This is a genomic window from Filomicrobium sp. (assembly GCF_025698805.1).
GTDB lineage: Bacteria > Pseudomonadota > Alphaproteobacteria > Rhizobiales > Hyphomicrobiaceae > Filomicrobium > Filomicrobium insigne.
In genome coordinates this window covers 54,795-75,067 of record NZ_JAILWT010000004.1, presented here as the reverse complement: position 1 = coordinate 75,067, position 20,273 = coordinate 54,795, and the positions used below count along the sequence as shown (strand labels likewise).

19 protein-coding genes are annotated in these 20,273 nt (G+C 57.2%); 10 read left to right on the top strand and 9 right to left on the bottom strand.

What is annotated here, in order from left to right:
• Positions 1-120: 120 nt before the first annotated feature.
• Complete coding sequence (locus K5845_RS11325; protein ID WP_046478260.1) at positions 121-1,050, bottom strand: AEC family transporter; 930 nt, start codon at positions 1,048-1,050, stop codon at positions 121-123.
• 64 nt (positions 1,051-1,114) lie between these two features.
• Positions 1,115-2,494, bottom strand: coding sequence for an L-serine ammonia-lyase (locus K5845_RS11320; protein WP_090225810.1), 1,380 nt, complete (start codon positions 2,492-2,494; stop codon positions 1,115-1,117).
• 352 nt (positions 2,495-2,846) lie between these two features.
• Here K5845_RS11320 and K5845_RS11315 point away from each other — a divergent pair, with 352 nt between their 5' ends.
• Positions 2,847-3,719, top strand: coding sequence for a GntR family transcriptional regulator (locus tag K5845_RS11315; RefSeq protein WP_287959011.1), 873 nt, complete (start codon positions 2,847-2,849; stop codon positions 3,717-3,719).
• A gap of 6 nt (positions 3,720-3,725) precedes the next feature.
• On the opposite strand, the gene K5845_RS11310 is transcribed toward K5845_RS11315, so the two are convergent.
• Positions 3,726-5,297 carry a bifunctional aminoglycoside phosphotransferase/ATP-binding protein gene (locus K5845_RS11310; protein ID WP_090225805.1) on the bottom strand — a complete coding sequence of 524 codons (1,572 nt, stop codon included), beginning with the start codon at positions 5,295-5,297 and terminating at the stop codon, positions 3,726-3,728.
• 285 nt (positions 5,298-5,582) lie between these two features.
• Between K5845_RS11310 and K5845_RS11305 the strand changes: the two genes are divergently transcribed.
• On the top strand, positions 5,583-6,017 hold the full coding sequence (locus tag K5845_RS11305; protein WP_287959010.1) for a DUF3775 domain-containing protein: 435 nt from the start codon (positions 5,583-5,585) through the stop codon (positions 6,015-6,017).
• Between the two features lie 106 nt (positions 6,018-6,123).
• On the opposite strand, the gene K5845_RS11300 is transcribed toward K5845_RS11305, so the two are convergent.
• A complete protein-coding gene (locus K5845_RS11300) occupies positions 6,124-6,900 on the bottom strand; it encodes a ferredoxin--NADP reductase (protein ID WP_046480257.1) in 777 nt (258 codons plus the stop codon).
• A 405-nt stretch (positions 6,901-7,305) separates the two neighbouring features.
• Positions 7,306-7,950: a L,D-transpeptidase gene (locus tag K5845_RS11295; protein ID WP_287959009.1), complete on the bottom strand. Its 645-nt coding sequence runs from the start codon at positions 7,948-7,950 to the stop codon at positions 7,306-7,308.
• Between the two features lie 767 nt (positions 7,951-8,717).
• On the opposite strand from K5845_RS11295, the gene K5845_RS11290 reads away from it, so the two are divergent.
• Together K5845_RS11290 and K5845_RS11285 are read left to right on the top strand one after the other, a co-directional pair.
• Complete coding sequence (locus K5845_RS11290; protein ID WP_244512327.1) at positions 8,718-9,215, top strand: C40 family peptidase; 498 nt, start codon at positions 8,718-8,720, stop codon at positions 9,213-9,215.
• Positions 9,216-9,392: 177 nt separating this feature from the next.
• Positions 9,393-9,587 carry a hypothetical protein gene (locus K5845_RS11285; protein WP_046478266.1) on the top strand — a complete coding sequence of 65 codons (195 nt, stop codon included), beginning with the start codon at positions 9,393-9,395 and terminating at the stop codon, positions 9,585-9,587.
• A 53-nt stretch (positions 9,588-9,640) separates the two neighbouring features.
• Here the strand turns inward: K5845_RS11285 and K5845_RS11280 are convergent, their stop codons facing one another.
• The 3 genes from K5845_RS11280 to K5845_RS11270 all read right to left on the bottom strand — a co-directional run bounded on the left by K5845_RS11280 (position 9,641) and on the right by K5845_RS11270 (position 12,263).
• Positions 9,641-10,831 carry an NAD(P)/FAD-dependent oxidoreductase gene (locus K5845_RS11280; protein ID WP_287959008.1) on the bottom strand — a complete coding sequence of 397 codons (1,191 nt, stop codon included), beginning with the start codon at positions 10,829-10,831 and terminating at the stop codon, positions 9,641-9,643.
• Positions 10,832-11,355: 524 nt separating this feature from the next.
• Complete coding sequence (locus K5845_RS11275) at positions 11,356-11,832, bottom strand: YtoQ family protein (protein WP_046478268.1); 477 nt, start codon at positions 11,830-11,832, stop codon at positions 11,356-11,358.
• 152 nt (positions 11,833-11,984) lie between these two features.
• Complete coding sequence (locus tag K5845_RS11270; protein WP_076605313.1) at positions 11,985-12,263, bottom strand: YrhK family protein; 279 nt, start codon at positions 12,261-12,263, stop codon at positions 11,985-11,987.
• A gap of 384 nt (positions 12,264-12,647) precedes the next feature.
• Between K5845_RS11270 and K5845_RS11265 the strand changes: the two genes are divergently transcribed.
• Entirely contained in the window at positions 12,648-13,010 is a 363-nt protein-coding gene (locus K5845_RS11265; RefSeq protein ID WP_046478270.1) for an ArsR/SmtB family transcription factor, read from the top strand.
• Complete coding sequence (locus tag K5845_RS11260; RefSeq protein ID WP_172655238.1) at positions 13,003-13,545, top strand: arsenate reductase ArsC; 543 nt, start codon at positions 13,003-13,005, stop codon at positions 13,543-13,545. Before K5845_RS11265 ends, K5845_RS11260 begins: the two co-directional genes overlap by 8 nt.
• Before the next feature lie 63 nt (positions 13,546-13,608).
• Here the strand turns inward: K5845_RS11260 and K5845_RS11255 are convergent, their stop codons facing one another.
• Positions 13,609-17,058, bottom strand: coding sequence for an acyl-[ACP]--phospholipid O-acyltransferase (locus tag K5845_RS11255; protein WP_287959007.1), 3,450 nt, complete (start codon positions 17,056-17,058; stop codon positions 13,609-13,611).
• 309 nt (positions 17,059-17,367) lie between these two features.
• On the opposite strand from K5845_RS11255, the gene thiS reads away from it, so the two are divergent.
• The 4 genes from thiS (at position 17,368) to K5845_RS11235 (ending at position 20,172) form a co-directional block, all read left to right on the top strand.
• The gene (gene thiS / locus K5845_RS11250) at positions 17,368-17,589 is read left to right on the top strand and encodes a sulfur carrier protein ThiS (protein ID WP_244466767.1); all 222 of its coding nucleotides are present in this window, start codon (positions 17,368-17,370) and stop codon (positions 17,587-17,589) included.
• Between the two features lie 24 nt (positions 17,590-17,613).
• Positions 17,614-18,459 carry a thiazole synthase gene (locus tag K5845_RS11245; protein WP_287959211.1) on the top strand — a complete coding sequence of 282 codons (846 nt, stop codon included), beginning with the start codon at positions 17,614-17,616 and terminating at the stop codon, positions 18,457-18,459.
• Positions 18,459-19,100: a thiamine phosphate synthase gene (locus K5845_RS11240; protein ID WP_287959006.1), complete on the top strand. Its 642-nt coding sequence runs from the start codon at positions 18,459-18,461 to the stop codon at positions 19,098-19,100. The genes K5845_RS11245 and K5845_RS11240 overlap by 1 nt, the downstream gene beginning before the upstream one ends.
• 79 nt (positions 19,101-19,179) lie before the next feature.
• Positions 19,180-20,172: a CHAD domain-containing protein gene (locus tag K5845_RS11235; protein ID WP_287959005.1), complete on the top strand. Its 993-nt coding sequence runs from the start codon at positions 19,180-19,182 to the stop codon at positions 20,170-20,172.
• Positions 20,173-20,273: the final 101 nt, after the last annotated feature.

Here is a 20,273-nt window from a genome sequence, read left to right as displayed (position 1 = left end):
TCTGCCCGCATGTCATGGATTTTGGCTGACGGCGTGGCGGCCAGTCTGCTGATGTACGCTTATGCGCTATCTCAATAGCCTTTGTGAGCACTCAGGCAAGACCTTGTGGCACTTTGCGGACTACATAAATTGCCGGGCCAGCGTGAGGGTTAGAGGCATAGTGAGGAAAGCAAAGACGGTCTGCAGTGTCACGATCGCCGCCATGAGTGGCGCGTCTCCACCCATCTGCTTCGCGAATGTGTAAGACGAAGCAGATGTGGGCACCACGCCGAAAAGAAGCGCGACGACGGTCTCCATCTCGGAAAGGCCCATGAGAATAGCGAGCACCAGGATCGCAGCGGGGAATATGACGAGTTTTATAACGCAAGATATCAACATCGGGACGACGGCCGTCTCCAAGCCGCGCACACGAATATTGGCGCCTACGCAAAGTAGCATCACGGGCAGCGACGCATTCCCCAGAAGCGTTGCGGCCTCATTCAACACCGGGACAGGCCCGTCGGTCAGCATATTCGTCAGGACGCCTAATCCGATCGCGATGATCAACGGGTTCCGTACGAGGTCCCGCAGAATATGCCGCGTTAAGCCCTTTTCCTCACCGTCGTGCAGCATGGCGACCATGGCCGTCACGATCGCTATATTCGTGACCGGAATGAGAAGGGCCGGAATGAGCGTCGCCAGCGCAAGCCCTGTCGGACCGTAGAGCGATCCAGCGACCGCCAAGGCGATGAACATGTTGTGGCGAACAGCGCCTTGCAGAAACGAAGTCCCCGCCGCCGGGGAAATCGTCATCACGCGCAAAACCAGCAGCGCGCAAACAAACACGACCGCAAACGATCCAAGGATCACAACGGCATACGAGCCGATAAGATCTGGCGAAAATTCGTTGGTAGAGGTCTTCTGAAACAATAGAGATGGAAGGAGCACCCAATAGACCAATCGGTCGTTCAGACTCCAGAACTCAAGGCTGGGGATGTCGCCCCTGCGCAGAATATGGCCAAGCACGATAAGGAGAAAAATCGGCGCAATGGCCACCAAAATTTCGAGCAAACGAAGGCTCCGCGCCGCTAAATGATCGTTACAGGTTCCCTCGCAACGGCAAAGTCGCGATGCTTCAGCAGGCTACGACGTTCACAGCCAACCCGCCCGTAGATGTTTCCTTATACTTGAGGCTCATGTCGAAGCCCGTCTGTCGCATTGTCTCAACGCACTTGTCCAATTCGACCACATGTGACCCATCTCCCTTGAGTGCAAGAGACGCAGCCGTCACAGCTTTAACAGCGCCGAACCCGTTGCGTTCGATGCACGGAACCTGCACCAATCCTTTCACGGGGTCGCAAGTCATGCCGAGATGATGTTCAAGTGCGATCTCTGCCGCGTTCTCAATCTGCTCGTTTGTGCCTCCAAGAACGGCGCACAAGCCTGCCGCCGCCATCGCGGAAGCGGAGCCCACCTCGCCCTGGCACCCGACTTCAGCTCCAGATATCGAAGCGTTGTGTTTGATTAGGCCTCCGATAGCAGCGGCGACCAGCAGAAAATCTCGCACGTCGCTCTGCTGCGCCCCGGGGCAAAACTCAAGATAATACCGGATCACTGCCGGAATAACGCCGGCCGCACCGTTCGTTGGGGCTGTCACGACCTGTCCGCCTGCAGCGTTCTCTTCGTTCACTGCCATGGCAAAGGTGGAAATCCAATCATTGATCTCATGTGCATAGAGAGCATTGGAGCGATGTTGACTTAATTTTTTATAGATGGCGCTGGCGCGGCGTTTGACGGCCAGCCCGCCCGGTAACGTCCCTTCAGTCGCGAGCCCACGGTCGATGCAATCGTTCATAACCGACCAGATTTTATCGAGCCGGTGCGTTAGCTCTTCTTCCCCGTTCAGGCAAAGCTCGTTGGCGCGCTTCATCTCAAGAATGCTCTTGCCCGACTCCTTGCCTAATCGAAGCATCTCCTGCGCGCTCTTGAATGGGAAAGGCTTCGGAATTGCGGGCTCTGTGCATAAGGTCACCCCGGCTTCAAGTTCGTCCGCAGTGAGCACGAAACCGCCGCCGATCGAATAATAGATCGTCGCGTGAATCTCCTGGCCGTCCTGATCGTAGGCATGAAGCCACAGGCCATTGGCGTGGCCCGGCAGGGCCGGACCATAATCAAAAACGATATCCACGGCCGGATCGAAACTGTACGTAGGCAGCCCAGGCGCACTAATTTGTTTTGTGCCGGAGATTGCTGCGAGCGTCGCCTCCGCGTGGTCGTAATCAAGCACCTCTGGCAAAAGACCGGCCAGCCCCAAGATGACAGCCCGGTCAGTCGCATGTCCTTTCCCGGTAAACGCAAGCGATCCGTAGAGCGTCACGCCAAGGCGGGCAACGCTTGTGCCCTTGCCTGTCCGCAATTCATCAAGGAACCGATTGGCAGCCACCATCGGCCCCATCGTGTGTGAACTCGACGGTCCGATGCCGATTTTAAAAATTTCAAGCACACTGATGAACATATGATCCCTCGAACGATGGCAGTGCGCACAAGGAGAACTCTGCCATAAATTCCGCTGGCCCGGAACTTTGCCAATTACCCAGAATGCGAGCCACTATCACGGCGGAGCTAGTAGATGCCAGTGAGGTGTCACTGAAGTGTGACAATGCCTCGCCGACACACAGCAAATTATTTAAGCGCTGGGCAAAAAATCTGCCAAACTGTGCATCTCCGCCCAGTGGGCTGCCAATTACATGTGCGGGTCTTATCCGTCCGTATCCGACACACGCATATTTGCGCGGATCGCCGACAAGGGTATTAAAGATCAACCGTCTTGATCTAAATCATACGTCTTTTTGGTATGCGTCTTTAGATTGCAGTATAGTTTCCATCACGAAAGACGGGTTATTGCTATGGCTGATACTGAAAATAATCTTGCGCAAAACCATGAGGTTACAGTGCCTTTTACGCGGTCTGATCAGCGTGACACCGCACGGTTTGACGTGCTCATACGCACCCTGTCAAATTTTTCTGCGGAAGCCGGCATCTCCAAAATTCAGGCTTTGGTGAATGCTATTTCAGAATTGATTGAGCGGGGGTACTGGCGTTCCGGAGACCGGCTCCCCACGGAAAAAGAACTGAGTCACGAGCTCAATATCAGTGTTGGCACAGTGCAGGCTGCAATGCGGGCTCTGCAGAATGCGAGCCTGGTAGAGCGGTCTCGGCGTTCTGGGACATTCGTTTCCCAAACGCGCGAACAAGGTTCAACAGTATGGTACTTCCGTTTTCGTAACCCGGATGGATCTGGGCTAATGCCCTGGGAAACCAGGGAACTTTTCGTCGAGGAAGTGAAAGAGAAAGGTGACTGGTCAAAATTTTTGGGGGAATCCCCGAGTTATGTGAAGATTTCGCGCGTGGTGTCGGTAGCGGATGAATTTCGGTTGTGGTCGGATCTTTATGTCGATGGCCAGCGTTTTCGTCCGATCCTCGATACACCTCCGGCAATTCTCGCTGGAAAAAATCTTCGGATTTTCTTGCATGAGCGGTTCAATGCCCCGACATTTCGTTCCACGCATCTGATTTCACGCTGCGAACTGGATCCGAAACAGGCAGAAATGTTGGGCTGCAAACCAGGTGAAGTGGCCATTAGAATAAAGGCCAGGAGCTTCACATTCCGTGATGCTCCAATCTCTTTTCACGATATCATTGTTCCACCGAACCGATTTGAACTCGAAGTCGGAAACTAATAAGCGCTAATTGTGCTGCGGCAATCCTATGATTTTGGCAGCACGCAAACGGACCTCGTCTGGGCCGGCGTCAACGTCTATATGCTGCCAGTCGACCACTCCTATATCGTAAGAAAGCTGTTGGTGGACGACTTGAACGTCAGCGTCTGAGGCGTCCCCTTCGCGCGCGGAAACGCGGGCATACAGAACATCAGCCGGCGCAGTTAGCCATAGGCCTAAGAATTCGGCGTCGGCTTTCCGGGCGCGCGCTTCAATATCCCTGCGTTCGCTCTCCGTCGCGAAAACCGCATCGACGATAACTGAGTGGCCAGCTCTTAGAGCGCACTCGGCCTTATCTCCAAGCCGTTGATAAACGTGCGCCGTTACCTTTTCCGCATACGCAGACTCAGGCAGAGGCTCCTCCGGATCCCATTCGTACATGAGCTTGCGTTCCACGTCGCTGCGCAGATGCAGCGCGCCGGGAACAGGTTCGATGTCGGGCGCGAGCATGCGCGCTACCGTGGTTTTGCCCGTTCCAGATAATCCACCGACCACGATCAGACGAGCCCGGGGCGGCGTCAAAAACTGTCGGGAAAATGCAAAATACTGCCTTACATCGTCATCGATCGCAGCTGTCCGGTCTTGGGAGACATTGGCTTTTCTATCCAAACCCACCATCGCGCGTATCGCCGCCCGGCAGGATAAGAAGAACGGCAGAAGAGCTAGGCCCTCCAGGTGGCGAATGCCGGATTGATCCTGCAGATATTGATTGAAGAGCTGGCATGCGTGACGGCGCATACCTCGCCGGTAAAGGTCCATGAGCAGAAAGGCGAGGCCGTAGAGCACGTCGATCGTTGCCAGGGTCTCGTCAAATTCGAGTGCATCGAACAGCGTCGGCCCGCTTTCGAGAAGCACTATATTGCGCAAGTGCATGTCCCCATGACACCGCCGCACGAAGCCTTGGCGCGCCCGTTCTCGCATCAACGGCGTGGTCTCGCGGAGCGCCGCTGAAGCTGCAGCCCTGTAAGCTGCCACGTCGTCAACAGGGATCGGGCTGATGTCGCGGGTAAGTGCAGCGGTCACGTGCTCCAGGATGGTTTCAAAGCTCTTCGCTGGATCAACGTCTTTATGGACGGTGGCACTTCCGTGCGTGTCGACGATGTGATGGGCGAGCGGGACCATAAGCTTTTCATCGAGCTTCCCCGCGATAGCCATTTCATCCAAGAGCTGGCTTTGCTCGAAACGTCTCATGATCAGGACGTATTCAACGATCTCTCCTGCACCCTGCCAGGACAGCATCCCATCGGGCTGCCTAAGGATCGGGCAGACGCGAAGATAAAGTTCAGGAGCAATTCTTGTGTTGAGCTCGAACTCGCGATTGCAGGCCCTCAGACGTTGGTCAAGCGTCGAAAAGTCGAGATAGGGAAGGCGTACGGCGCGTTTCATCTTGTAGGCATAGTCGCCGGCAAGGAAAACGATGGCCCCATGTGTATCGATGCGGTCGACGCCTTCCGGCGCAGGCGCATAGTTCGCCGGGTTTTCTAGAAACGCGATTACGTCCGCTTGGGCGCCATTCGCTTCCGGGACCGTTGAAGCCATTCTTGAGCTACCCTCCAGTGACAACGCTCGATGTCGGTCCGCAATCTTGCGGTCCACTGCTGCAAATCCGCGTTAACGGTCAAGCGTGACAGACGTTCCAAACAGAGATGTGAAACCACCAGACAAGATGAAACTCAACCAATTACGTCGTGGTGCGTTGTTTGGCTGAGTTCGCCTCATTGAGGTTTGGGAGGCGGGTAGCGCTTTGAGGTCGATCAAAGCCCGCAGCCGCTTCTTGAGGCAGAGCGTAGAAAGCTCTCGCATTGCTGCGTTAGGAGACGACACATGGACAGCAATCAGGTGGATCTCAATATCACACCCGAAAAAGTCGCTTATGTCATTATCAAGGCCCGCGAGTTCGACGCAAAAGTTGATTCCTGGAACGATCCGGATGCGAGCGACGAAAATGACGTCAGCGATGCAATACTGGAAAACCTCGCGAATGATCCGGTGCGCACCGAACTTACGACCTTCATCGCCGAACTGAACGATGATGAGCAAGCCGAGCTCGTTGCCATAGCATGGGTCGGGCGCGGGACGTTTGAACCGGAAGAATTTGGCGAGGCGCTAAGGACTGCACGCGAAGAGCGTACGAACCCGACGGCGGATTATCTGCTGGGGCTTCCTCTGCTCGCGGACTACCTCACCAATGGGTTCGAAAACCTCGGATTTTCGATTGATGATGCCGAGGATGAGCTCACCAGAGGTGAAGTCATCTGAGGTGCGCCCGCCAATAGCGCTTCAGTAAAAAAGCGGTTCCGCTCCGGGCGAAACCGCTTCGACAAGCCTATGATAAGCGGCTCTCAGGTGCGCGTTTGTTCGATCGTCACTTTTCGACGAACGCCTTTTCGATCACATATTCGCCGGGCGTTCCGCTGTTCCCCTCGGTGAGGGACATATCTTCCAGAATTTGCGTCATTTCCCGAAGCATCTCGGGGCTGCCGCACAACATGGCGCGATCAAGTTCGGGGTCAATCGGTGGCAACGTGAGATCTGAGAACAGCTTTCCGCTGGTCACAAGATCGGTGATCCGGCCACGATTTTCGAAGGGCTCGCGGGTCACCGTAGGATAATAGATAAGCTGCCCCTGCACGAGTTCGCCGATGAACTCGTCCTCGGGAAGTTCTCTGCCGATCCGTTCGCTGTAAGCTAGCTCGGCCACCTGCCGGCAGCCATGCACGAGAACAACCTTCTCGAAACGTTCATACGTCGCAGGATCACGGATGATGCTCATGAATGGAGCAAGTCCGGTTCCCGTGCTGAACAGGAACAGATTTCGCCCTGGTTTAAGGTTATCGATAATAAGTGTGCCAACGGGCTTTTTCGACACCAGAATGCGGTCGCCCTCGCGGATGTGTTGAAGGCGCGAAGTCAACGGCCCGTCAGGAACTTTGATCGAAAAGAATTCCAGGGTCTCTTCGTAGTTTGGGCTGACGAGCGAATATGCGCGCATCAACGGCCGACCACCTTCTGTCTCAAGTCCCATCATCGTGAACTGTCCGTTCTCGAAGCGGAACGAGGGACTACGTGTCGTGGTGAAGCTGAACAGCGTGTCAGTCCAGTGGCGGACCGACAGAACGGTTTCTTCGTAAAAAGCGCTCACGATCGCATCTCCGATCACAGGTCTGGTGTTCAAGGGACCAGAACGGTTATCGACCAGATCCCCTAAAGAATTGCGTAGGTATTGGAAAGGCGCCCTCTTTGACGCGAAGGCTGGCCCTGTTTCCAGTGTTTCTCTGGATGGCAGAAGCTCTCAATACGCAAAATCAGTTAGCGTGTTTCGAGCCGCCGCCACCGTGGCCGTTTTTGAATAAGCATCATGTGCGCCCCTTTAACAGAACAGTCAACGGGCCCCTCGAGGCGCTCAATCGACGCAATTTCAGCGCGAATAGATTGAATCGTAAAAACGAATTTCATGCTTTGCCGTCGCGGGACAATACGCAGATCGTCAAGTTCGGCGGATCAGGGACGGTATTCCCGATCCGCCAACAAGAAAAAATTTTGCGTGTCACCGTGCCGCAACGCGCTCAGGTTGGAACTTTTTTCGCGTCACGATGACTTTTGCGCCGATTTTTGTTCGGCTGTAGAGGTCCTTAACGTCCTCATTATACATTCGGATACAACCCGCAGAGACGGCTTCCCCAATTGTCCACGGAGCGTCCGTGCCGTGAATGCGATAGAGCGTGTCGCCAAGATAAAGGGCACGAACGCCCAACGGGTTCTGCGGATGACCACCTGGCACGTAACTCGGTAGTTTCGGATTCTTGCGGATCATGGACGGCGTTGGCCGCCACGATGGGTTGACCCGCTTCATGGTGACGGGAAGCGTTCCCTCCCAATTCGCGTATTTGGCAGGGGCGGTAATTGGGTATGAGGTTGCCTGCCCCCCTTCCTCAATCCGGTAAAGCCGACGATCACCAAAGCTGACAATGATTGTGCCTGCCGGGTACTCCGTATTTAGCCGGACAGTCTGTTTGCTGATCCGCGACTGAGCCATGCTATCGAGAAAACCTTGCGCGTGAACCTGAGGTGCAAGGAACGATGACGTTAGAGCTGCGAGAGCCGCGGCTGAGCACACCATCCGACGACTGATACGGGAACGGAAAGCGGGTGTGATGAGCGGCACGCTAATACGCTCAGGACGATACAACATGTGAAAGACCTCCGAGCGAAGGGCACAAATCCCCTCTCGCGGGCGTGGTGACCCGCCAAGTTGAAAATCAGATTGGGCGATAGAGTGAGCTAGACGTGGCGTCTCGGAGGGGGAGGCTCTGGTGCCAAGGTGAGCCCGCGCAGCGGTGCGCCAACCAGAAAATTCCAAGCTTGATCGTTGCGGGGCGCAGGAATGCTGAGCGGGGAGCCGGTGTTCAGTCCCGAGAATGTATGTGATGGGCACAACCCCAAACGACGACAACAGACTGAGCCATGCTCCGTATTGCCACTACGCAATTCGAGCGTGCGTGAGTGGCAATTATAGGTTGTGGTGCCCGAAGCGTATGATGCTGGCGTCTGAGCTAGGATCAAGGTGACACAGCTCAGCAGCAGTACGAGCGCTAGTCCCGTCTGCAACCCAAGTCGCGACCAAGTAGTCTCGGTATTTCCGAGCCGCATCTGATGCATGCCCCCGCCCTGCGGCACTTCGAATCTGACTCAGAATCGCCCGAATACGTGCCCGCGTCGAATGAAGTTATCTTCAAATCAGTGTTATGAAGCACGTTCACCTACAACCCGACGCTGCATCGGTCCCATGAAACGGGACAAATTATTGATTTTCCAGGTCACAGACGGTCAGGGCTCTACATTTACTCTACGGCGAGGCGTTTTGACGCGCTCACGACGTACCCTCACTTTTTCGCCTCAATGTTGGTGCCGGTGCGCTCCCGAAAAAAAACAACAGGTAGTAGGAGCGTAATGATGAACATGAAGATCTTTGCCGCGGTAGCGGGACTTCTAGTAGGCGCCGGTATTGGTCCGGCTTCTGCGCAAATGTCTACGGGGGGCATGTTCGATAAAGTCGATGGCCCATCTTACGCGAGATCTTCTGGTCGGAGTTCGCTGGGTGCAAACTTCGGCAATGTAAATTCCAAACCTCAGAAAAAAGCGCGGACATATTCTACGACCAAGGTCAGTGCCGCACCGATGGCGAGCCGTGGCGTAGGCCCACGTCCGTCGAGGTGGTGCGGCTGGTGGATGCGCACACAGTTGGGTGGCGGCCCTGAATTCAACGTTGCTTGGAACTGGCGCAAGTATGGCCGTCCGACGTCGCCGCAAGTCGGAGCAGTCGTCGTGTGGCGTCACCACGTCGGAATCATTACGGGTCGTGCCGCGAATGGTAAGTGGATCGTGAAGTCCGGCAACGATGGCGGAAAGGTCCGCGAGCGTGCCCGCTCCGTTTCGGGCGCGGTCTTCCGGATCTGACGCGTTACGGCGAAGCGTCCAGAGCCGAGACGCTTCCAGATTACCAGCAGGGCCGTTCTCGTAGGGCGGCCCCTTTCTCGTCCATGTTCTTGCTTAGCCTGCGCCAAAATAGATCTGGCGACGGATCATTCGGCCGCCCATAATGCGTTCTCATGCAAGGAAAGCTAGGGGCGCGGCATGGCGCAGCTAATCTATGAGGCCCGGATGGCGGGCCGTCTTCACCGGCTCGCGACCGATATCGACCTTGGTCCGGAGGCCTATATGGGGTTCGTGCGGTCCATGGAGGGATGGGAAGCAAAAGCTCTGGCGCGGTTAAAGCCGGAGCACTCGACATCCCTGACGTTTGTCCCGGCCACGCGCGTCAGCAGATGAGCCGCGTTAGGTTTTTAAATGAGAGCGAGCGTGCTTGAGCCCCGACAGACCGTTTAACCGGAGGCCGCCATCGAAGGCGTTGATTGAGACGGGGGCTGTTGCAAGGTTCGGCGGGCCTGCATGAAAGCGCGCGGCGTGTTGATCGCGTCAACGGCGAGAAGCTGCGGACCGCGCCAATAGGATACCGCAAAGGAGTTCGCCTTCGGGTCGCCTTCAACTGAAACTCGGTCGTAACCATCTGAAAGGCCAGCAATCTGTAGCTTCACGTCGTACTGATCGGACCAGAACCACGGAACCGGATCATACCTGACCTCGTCTCCGCACATGGCCGTTGCTGCCGCACGTGCTTGATCGTTGGCATTCTGCACACTTTCAAGTCTCAAGTGGCGGCCGTAGCGCCGGGACGGGAAGCGCGTGCAGTCGCCAGCGGCAAAAACATGCGGCGCAACGCGGCAGGCCTCGTCGACAAAGATTCCATTGTCACAGGCAAGTCCGGCCTCGCGCGCAATCTGATCATTGGCCACCGCGCCAGCCGCGACGAGAACGAGGTCGGCGCTGATTACACCGCCATCATCCAGCATCACGCCCGTGGCGTCCGTGTCGCCCTCGATACGTTGCGCGCGGGCATTAAACCGTAGCGTAACACCATGCCCTTCGTGTAGCTGTTTGAAGAAATCAGATAGCACTGGGCTGACGACACGCGACAGGAGGCGGTCCTGCTGTTCGAGCACGGTGACATCCTTGCCGAGCTTGATCAGTGACGCGGCGACTTCGAGGCCAATATACCCTCCGCCGATAATGACGACACGCTGCGCGTCCTCGAGGCCGGCACCAAGGCGTTGTACATCCGCAATCGAATAGAGGGTGTGCACGCGCGCAAGCTCCTCGCCAGCGAGGTTGAGCCGCCGTGGCTGCGACCCTGTGGCGATGAGGAGCTGATGATATGCAAGTGTCTCGCCACCGGACAACGTCACATTCCGCGCCGTAACGTCGAGCTCGAGCGCCGTTTCACCGCGCCGGAAGTCCACGCCCGCCTTTTCAAGGAATGCTTCCCCTTGGAGCCAAAGCTGCTCCTCGGTTGCGTCCCCCGTCAGAAATTTTTTGGAGAGCGGTGGACGTTGATAGGGTAGGTGGGGTTCAGAACCGACAAGCACGATGCGCCGCCCGCATGAGAGGCCATGCAATGTTTCGATGGCGCGGGCCGCAGCTTGACCTGCGCCGACGATGACAATCGGCAAGCTCATCATGAAACTCCTAGGCGCTCAGCGACGAAATCAAGCCGGTCTTGGCCGAAGTACATTTCGCCATCTATGAGGAAGGTGAGGGAAACGAAGACGCCAACCCTAATAGCCTTGTTTGTAATGCGGTCAAACATCTCGGCTGTGGTTGGATCCCCCGCCGCTCGCAGAATACGTGCGCCGTCGTCAGGAAAACTTTCCCATAACAATCTGTTGAATGACGTCCGGCTGAAAGATGTCCTCAACGCCAAGATGGCGGAGAAACTCCCGAGCATCACGTCACCCGGTAAGCCGACGGAACGCGCGCATGATCGCAGATAAGGAACCGATGAGCAGGATCATTATTTTGAAGCGTCGAGCGGAGAGCCGGGGGAGTAGGTAATTGAAAAGGCGTTCGCGGAACGCTAGGTCGTCGAGCCATTTTCGTTGCTCATCGGAAGGGGCTTCTCGACCCTTCTGCAGCAGCAGACTTGACCTGCGTGCGCGGCTCGCAATTGAGAAACGCGCACGCCGGTCTCTTTCGCCACGCCTTACTCTGCGGCGGCCTTCGTGAGCTTCAGTTCGCCGGCGATGACGTACCGCAAGATGGCAACGATCTCATCGACAGTCCGTGCAACTGCCAAAGCCGCCGCGTCGACCTCTTTCAACGCATGCGCATTTTCCGGCTCGTGCATGATGATCATCGGCGTCCCGAGCGCGCTGGCATAGCCGGCATCAAAGGCCGCATTCCACTGCTTGTACTTGTCGCCGAAGCGCACAATCACGAGGTCGGCGTTCTCAATAAGCGTACGCGTGCGAATTGCGTTCATCTGCGCACCTTTGTGATCGTGCCAGAACTTGTTCGGTTCTGATCCAAGGATGGCGACGCCGCAATCGTCGGAATATTCGTGGTTTGTAACCGGTGCCGTGAACGAAACTGGCAAACCGGCAGCAAGCGCCTGGGACTCGATCTGCGCGCGCCAGTCGGTGTGGATTTCGCCCGAAAGATAGATGGTCCAGTGATCCATCGTTACTTACCTCCGCTGTCTGTTCTGCAGGGCACGCGCCGCCGGTTGGCAGGATTGGGGCGGGCATGTGCGTTGCGAAGCTTATGGCCCGATATCGCCGCGAGATCAAAGGCAGCTGTGTGTCGGTCAAACCTGAGCGTGAGTGTAAAGCGTCAGGGGATGCTTTCGGGAGCTGGAGGGATCTCCCCCATGCTCAGATATTTCAACTCGCGCAGCAATCGCAGCGTTGGCTTCAAAGCAAAGAAGGCAGAACCCACAACAAACAACCACGTTCCTACAAACATGGTGCTGTCCCAAAAGAAAAGAACGCTCCCGATGAGGAAGCAAAGCGCAGCCGTAAAATCGACGAACGTGTACCAGATCTCGAAGAGAATGTAGATGCGGATATGCTCGGCAGACCGGGTGCGGTTCTCGGGATTGAAAAGGTGCATCGGTGGGTCCCTCTGAATTGTGCTGTGCCCAAGGTGGAGCACGCGAAACGAGCGAATATCGTGATGGCGAGGACGTCCCTTGGCCCCGCGATTTCAAATCCGTGCGTAAAATCGTTTGAACACCTGAAATTTTGGTCGCGCACAATTGCAACCGCAGACACGGTGTCCGGAAGCGTGTCAACGCAGTGTCGCATGCTCAGCAAACGCGATCGAGCCAGAGTGCGCGGCCTTCAGCGCGGCAGCCTAGGCGTTCGCAATAACCATCGCGAACGCCATCGCTGACCAGACGTCCTCGAACGCTCTCCAGCCTCCCGAACTGCTGAACGTCCCAGGTCTCTCAAAATAATAATTGAATAATTCAAGGATTATTGTAACAATGAAATTATGGAGACACAGGACGTAGTACGAGCGCTGTCAGCTCTGGCTCATGAAAGCCGACTCACGCTGTTCCGCCTGCTGGTGGCGCGCGGTCCGTCAGGGATGGCAGCTGGCGACATCGCCAAGGCCATCGGGGTCGGTCCGACGGCAATGTCATTTCACTTAAAGGAACTCGACCGCGCGGGCTTGCTGCGCTCCTGGCGCGATGGGCGTTACATCCGCTACGCGGTTCAGGTCGAAGGGGTACGTGCCCTGCTGACGTATCTCACAGAGGACTGCTGTGGCGGACACCCGGAACTATGCGGCGAAGGCTGGCAACCCGATCGTAATTTAGAATGCGTTTGTGAAGGAGAAGAGCGTCATGATTGATGAGAGGCCCTACAACGTGCTCTTCTTGTGCACGCACAATTCAGCACGCTCTGTTATCGGTGAGTGTTTGATGAACTCGCTCGGTCAGGGTGCATTTAACGCCTACAGCGCAGGAAGCGCCCCGGCAGGCCAGATCAATCCCTTTGCCATCAAGATTCTCAAAAATTACGGTCTCAAGACGGACGGGCTACGCTCTAAATCTTGGGATGAGTTTACAGAACCGGGCGCCCCGGAGTTTGATTTTGTCTTTACGCTTTGCGACGAGGCCGCCGCTGAAACATGCCCCGTCTGGCCGGGCAATCCTATAACGGAACATTGGGGTATGCCGGATCCCTCGCGCACGGAAGGCAGTGATGGAAATAAGCTGGCTGCGTTCGCCAACACCTATAGCTTGCTCCATCATCATATTTCTAACTTCACCCAGCTCGCCAAGCAGGACCTCGACAACAAAAGTATGCGGCGGAAAGTGTCTGAACTCTCAGAGGATGTCCGCCGAAGGAATATTGCAGGCTTTGCAGAGAGCGACGGCCGATGAGGCGGCGCAAAGAGCGCAGCCTCAAGTGCATCTGACATTACAACGCTTGAGAGTTGTTCACCCTCAGGCCGCGTTAATATCAGCCAGACCGAGCCGCTCCTTCGCAAGCACCAGCGCTGCCGGATAGTCGGGTTTGCCGCTGCCAAGAAGCGGAACCGCTGAAACGACTAACACTTCTGCGGGGACCGAGAGCTCGTTGGCCCCGGAGGTGCGAGCGTGCGCCAGGAATTCAGCGCGTGTGGCCTTGGCTTCGTTCGTCATCAGAATAAGCCGTTCGCCTTTGCGTTGATCGGGAAGCGCGACCACCACCGACGTGGCGCTGGGCCATAGCTCCGTTGCAAGCGCCTCGACGGCTGCAAGGGACACCATTTCCCCACCGATTTTGGCAAAGCGCTTGGCGCGGCCGCGAATGGTGATGAACCCGTTCTCGTCAATGGTGACGATGTCGCCTGTGTCGTGCCAGCCATTCTCCGGCGGTTCGAGAACGCCGGGATTACTCGCGTGCAGATAGCCGAGCATGACGTTGGGACCGCGAACGAATAGCCGCCCACCTTCTTCGATTCCGGGCACCGGTTCCAGCCGCGCCTCCATCAGAGGCGAAAGCCGGCCGACGGTTCCCGCCTTGTTGGCAAGGGGTGTGTTGATAGCCAGCACAGGTGCCGTCTCGGTAACGCCATAGCCTTCCAGAATGCGAACGCCGAACTTGTCCATGTAGAGCGAGCGTGTGCGATCTTTGATCGGCTCTGCGCCAGCGAGCACGAGACGCACGCGCGCGAAATCATAAGGATGCGCCGTACGCGCGTAGCCGTTGAGGAAGGTGTCGGTGCCGAACAGGATCGTCGCGTTGGTCTGATAAACGAGTTCCGGCACGATGCGGTAGTGCAGTGGCGTCGGATAGAGGAACACCGGCACGCCTGCCACGAGCGGCATCACGAGCCCCGCCGTAAGGCCGAACGAGTGGAAGACGGGCAGCACGTTGAACACGCGATCCTGACCGTTCACCGCCACGCGCGTGAGCGATTGCATCGCGTTGGCCAGCATATTTCGGTGAGACAGCACGACCCCTTTGGGAGCGCCTTCGCTGCCCGACGTAAACAGAATAACGGCGGGGGAGTCAGGCTTGCGTTTCACCTGCGGAGACGACCCCGCCATCACGCCGCGAAGTTTATCGCCCGCAGAGATGCTCACGCGAACATCTTCCAGATAGATGATACGAGTATGCTCCGATAGCGAAGCAACGACGTCACCAAGGCGTGCCTTTTCGATAAACGCACGCGACGTGAGAATGACTTTGATCTTAGCGGCTTTGCAGGCAGAGATCAGATTGCTGCTGCCGGCGGTGAAATTGAGCATCGCCGGCACGCGACCGATCGTCTGTAGGGCAAAGAAGGTCACGGCCACACCAGCTGAGTTCGGCAGCAGCACACCGACGCTTTCGCCGATGCCAGCCAGCGGTTTCAGCTTGGCACCGAGCACTTGCGCTGACGTGATGAGCTTGGCGTAGGATAATTTCGTACCGAGCGGATCTTCGATCGCAGCGCGGCCCGTGTCGCGAGTTCTCCGGGCTTCCGCCAGAGCTTGGAACAGCGTCTGCTCCGTTGACGCAGTCGCGACGGCGGCCTCGACCATAATGTCCTGGAGCCGTGCCCCCGCCGATTGGCGTCGCGCGCGCCCTCTGAGGTCCTCCGGTACGTCCAGTTTGACGGGAGGCAGGATCGAGACGCGTGTCTTCGGCAACCACACCTTCTTCGTCTGCATGCGGTTCATGTAGCCGAATGGAGAGCGCTCGGGGCCGTCTATGCGTACCGGTACCACGATCGCGTCACTCTTATCGGCAATCATTGCGGTGCCGTCGTAGACCTTCATCAGTCCGCCGGTAACCGTTAAGCGGCCCTCCGGAAAGATGACCAGCGTCTCTCCATCTTTGACGTGAGCGATCAGGCTCCGCGCACCAAGCGGTCGTGTCGGATCGATGGACCAGGTTTTGGCGAGCGCGAGAAATGGCCTGATCCACCACGTCTGCGCCATCTGTGTGTCAATGGCATAGCCCGCGTGCCCCGGTAGAATGGAATAGAGGATCGGCGCGTCGAGGAAGGAGACATGATTGGGCGCGATAATGACTCGCTCGCCATCAGGTGGCAGATTTTCGAGCCCTGTTACTTCGAGGCCCAGCAGGCTTTTGAAAATGAAGCGCGCGACGTCTCGAACACCCTCACGCCCCCATGCGCGTAGAACCCCTACCGTCACGATGAGACCTGCGATGCCGACAATCGCAAACAGCATCGCGACCGTTGCACCATAGACTTGAGCGGCAAACACGGCGAGCGTGGCCAAGGACATGAAAGCCGCATTGAGAATGTTGACGGCAGCCACGACGCGCGCCCTGTGATCGGGCTTCGCCCACGCTTGAACGGCCGCGAACGCAGGTACGATGAACAACCCGCCGGCCGCGGCCAATGCGGCCAGATCGAACATCAAGCGCACGCCGGAAAACGTCTTGAGCAGGTCGCTGGGCGAAAGCGGCACAGGCGCCGGTGTCATCGCCGAAGCAACCCACGCGATATCGAGAGAGAACAGGCCCATGAGAAGAGCGCCAATCGGCACCAACGCGAGATTGGGGCGCATGTGGCTCGCCCGGGCTGCCAAAAACGAGCCGATCGCGATGCCGACGACGAAGACAATAAGGCCGAGGGTGACGACATGTTCGGTGCCGTTGACGACATCTTTTACGAGGGTGGGGAGCAAGGACAATGCAACAATCCCGGCCGTCCAAAACCACGACGTGATCAGGCCGCCGATCCATAGGCGCCGTTCCGCGTGCAATTCCCATAGAAGCCGGAAAGTCGATGAGAGCGGGTTGGGCGTAATCCGCAGATCGTGCTGCCCGCCCGTTGGTTTGATCCATTTGGCCGTCAACCATCCGCACAACGCGAACGAGACGATCAGAAGGGCGACCACCCACTCTGGAACAACAGCCTGTCCTGCTTCGCTGGTCATCGCATAGCCGCCGGCAATGGTGCCGCCGAGGATGGCAAGGAACGTGGCACCTTCCACCAAGGCGTTGGCCGCCGGCAACTCCTTGATCTGCAGATGGTCGGGTAGAATGCCGTATTTAATCGGTCCGAAAAGCGCCGCCATGCTCCCAAACAGGAAAAGCGCGGAGAACAATACCAGTATCGACCAGCGGGCAATATCCGGATCAGTGCTGCCGCTCATCACAAAGCCAACGGCGGCCAGGACGGCGATCGGGAATTCGGCGAGCTTGATGGCGACCGCCACTTTGGCCTTGTCATACTTATCGGCGAGCTCCCCGCCTAAAGCGGAGAGGAAGAAGAATGGCACCACCAGCACGGCACCGGCCAACGTCACGAGCGAAGCCCCGGAATCCGCGCCGATCTTAAAAAGCACCAGGATCACCAGTGCGTTCTTGATGAAATTGTCATTCAGCGCCGACAGGAACTGGCACCAGAACAAGGGTGCGAAACGGCGGGAAGTCATGAGGTCGCTAAACATTTTTAGTGTCCTGTCAGGCAACGAACGCGGCTGCAATGCACCAAGAGAGGCGGATGCTGAAGACAGCTTTGCGCTCGAACATGTTGAAAGGACGGCTCCGAATGGGCACCGCCCCGCCCCCCTACTGTCTTCCGTCTTGACCGCAATAGCAGCCCGGGTTCATGTCCCGCCAGCGCAAGATTTGCTTAGGTAGAAAATTTACCGCAGATTTGGCCTGCGCGCGGTGGTATGCCAAGGTGCATCCACCCTTCAAAGACCCGCAACAAGAGCAATATTCTAGTCGTGAAGCACGACCAATAGGAGACGACGTTGCTTGCAATCACTACCCCCGGCATCCACGTGTCGGTTAACGGCTCCGACGTAGAAACCGGCGCCGCTGATTTGGCGGCCTTGATTGTGGAGCTTGATTTTGTCGATGAACGCGTCGCTACGGCGGTGAATGGTGAGTTTGTGCGGCGCGAGGCACGCAGCTCAGTCCGACTGACCCCAGGGGACCGCATAGAAATTCTGTCCGCTCGCCAGGGTGGTTGAGGACAAGGCTCGCAGATGACCGTTATGAATACGACGACCCACAGGGCGCTCACCGGCTTGACGTTTTACGACGAGCCGGTTGCTTCGCGCATGCTGCTTGGCACTGCGCTCTATCCCTCACCCCAAGTCATGGCTGATGCCGTCGAAGCATCAGCGTGCGGTATCGTCACCGTTTCTTTGCGCCGAGAGGCCGCACGTGGCCGCATGGGCGAAAGGTTCTTGGAGCTTATTAAGCGTCTGGGTGTTCACGTACTCCCGAACACGGCTGGGTGTCGCACAGCGAAAGACGCCGTGACCACGGCGATGATGGCGCGCGAGCTCTTTGGCACAGATTGGATCAAGCTCGAGGTCATCGCCAACGATGACACGTTGCAGCCGGACCTCTTCGGACTCGTGGAAGCGGCAACCACCCTCAATGCCGAAGGCTTCAAAGTCTTCCCCTACACCACGGAAGATTTAGGCGCAGCCGATCGCCTAGTCGCTTCTGGCTGCCGCGTTCTGATGCCATGGGGTGCCCCTATTGGTACTGGCCGAGGGCTGGCCAATCCGTACGCCTTGAGAACTATGCGCAATTATTTCCCGGATATTCCGCTGGTCGTGGATGCCGGAATTGGGGCTCCATCTCATGCCGCTCAGGCCATGGAGATGGGGTTCGACGCCGTCCTTCTGAATACCGCCGTCGCCAAGGCTATCGATCCGGTACGCATGGCGCGCGCCTTCGCCCGTGCCATAGAATGTGGTCGGGAAGCTTACGAGGCCGGGCTGATGGAGATGCGCGACATGGCCGCCCCCTCAACGCCCGTCGCAGGAACAGCTTTTTTTGATTTGGAGCCTTCCGGTTCCTTGCCGCGCGGAGCTCGTAACAACTGATGACGCGTGAATCCGCTGCAGGGCTGGATGCCTTCTATCCGATCGCACCTGATGTTCATTGGCTGCGCAGGCTGGTACCTCTAGGGGTGCGCACAATTCAGCTCCGTCTCAAGGATACTGCGCCCGACGAAGTAAAGCGGCAGATTGCAGAGAGCATCGAAATCACCCGCCAATACGCGTGCCAGCTGATTGTCAACGACTACTGGGCGGACGCGATCGCGTTGGGCGCCGATTATGTTCACCTAGGTCAGGAAGACTTGGCGGTCGCGGATATCGCTTCCATTCGTGCCGCCGGCCTCCGAATTGGAATTTCGACACACGATCATTCCGAATTGGAAACGGCATTGCGTATAGAGCCGGATTATGTGGCGCTGGGGCCGATATACGAAACCAAGCTCAAAGTGATGAAATGGGCCCCGCAGGGATTGGATCGCATCACGGAATGGCGCAACCGTATCGGTGATGTTGCACTCGTCGCGATTGGTGGTTTGACGCCGGAGCGCGCGACACTTGCGCATAAGCATGGCGCCGACAGTATTGCAGTCATTACCGATTTCATCACACATCCGGATCCGGAAGACCGTGTCCGAGAATGGCTGATCTGGTCACAGCGGCTGGGATCTGTACTTTCATCCAATTAATAGCGATATTACTTTTTGCGATGCACCTGCGAAAACGCAGGCATATCTATAACTTGGCAAACGTTGATTTAGAGCAGAAATGGCATTTTGCTTCCGGACGAAAGAAAGCGCCGCGGCAGGTTTCCGGCGTCTCGCCATAAGCCAGATTAGCCGCGCCCGTCGAGAACTCGCTGAAGGTCAGGATCACGGCGTTGCCGTCCATGAGGCGCGCAAATGCCTGAAACGCGTGCGAGCCCTTCTTCGGCTTGTGCGCCCGGCGCTGAGCGACGAGCGATATCGTCGGGAAAACGCGCGCTTCCGCGATATCGGCCGCATGCTGTCGGCTTCGCGCGATCGGCAGGTTATGCGCGAAACCGTGGCGAGCCTTGCGGGAGATTCTGATGTCCAACATCAAAAGGCGCTTCAAGCTTTGGCCGAAGTGCTCTCCAAAGACATGGAGGACGGCACAGACACGGTAGCGGATCAGTCAGTTGCCACAGCCATCGCCGCGCTGGATGAGGCGAAGAAAGACCTAAAGGGCAAGAGCGTCCAGTTCCGGATTAAGGACCCGCTTCCGGTCGGTTTGAAGCGCAGTTACAAGTCGGGCCAGCGCGCACTGGCGGCCGCTAAGGAGCGGCCCAACGATGACGCGATGCACGACTGGAGAAAGACCGTTCAGGCTCACTGGCGGCACGCTCTTCTGCTCTCGGAAGCGTGGCCGGCCTACTTAACCGTACGCGCGAATTTGGCCAAGGAGCTCTCAGATTTGCTGGGACTGGATCATGACCTTGCCGTCCTGATCGCCTTTGTTGAGAAGGGTGAAGGAAATGCTATCGGTGCGCGTCGAGTTGAATTGATCTCGGCGCTAGCTAGCGCTCGCCAGCAGGAATTGCGTGCGAAGGCCTTCGCGAAGGGTGAACTCCTTTTCGCGGATGGTGCGAAAGAGTTGGCGGAACGGGTGCAGCGCTACCGGGCAATTTCTGCCCGACGAGCGCAAGTTGAACAAGAAACTGGCGAGGCGGCCACCCCAAGCGACCAGAACGCGAGTTCAACGTCAAACCGTACGCTGGCGAAGCGCTTAGTCGTATCATAGTCCTGCTTTTGCGAGCCAAAGGCTTCATTATAGGAGGCCTAAGCCTGATCCGGGCACGCAGCTCGTTTCCGCAATGCTGTTTTGATTGAGAAATGGGTACG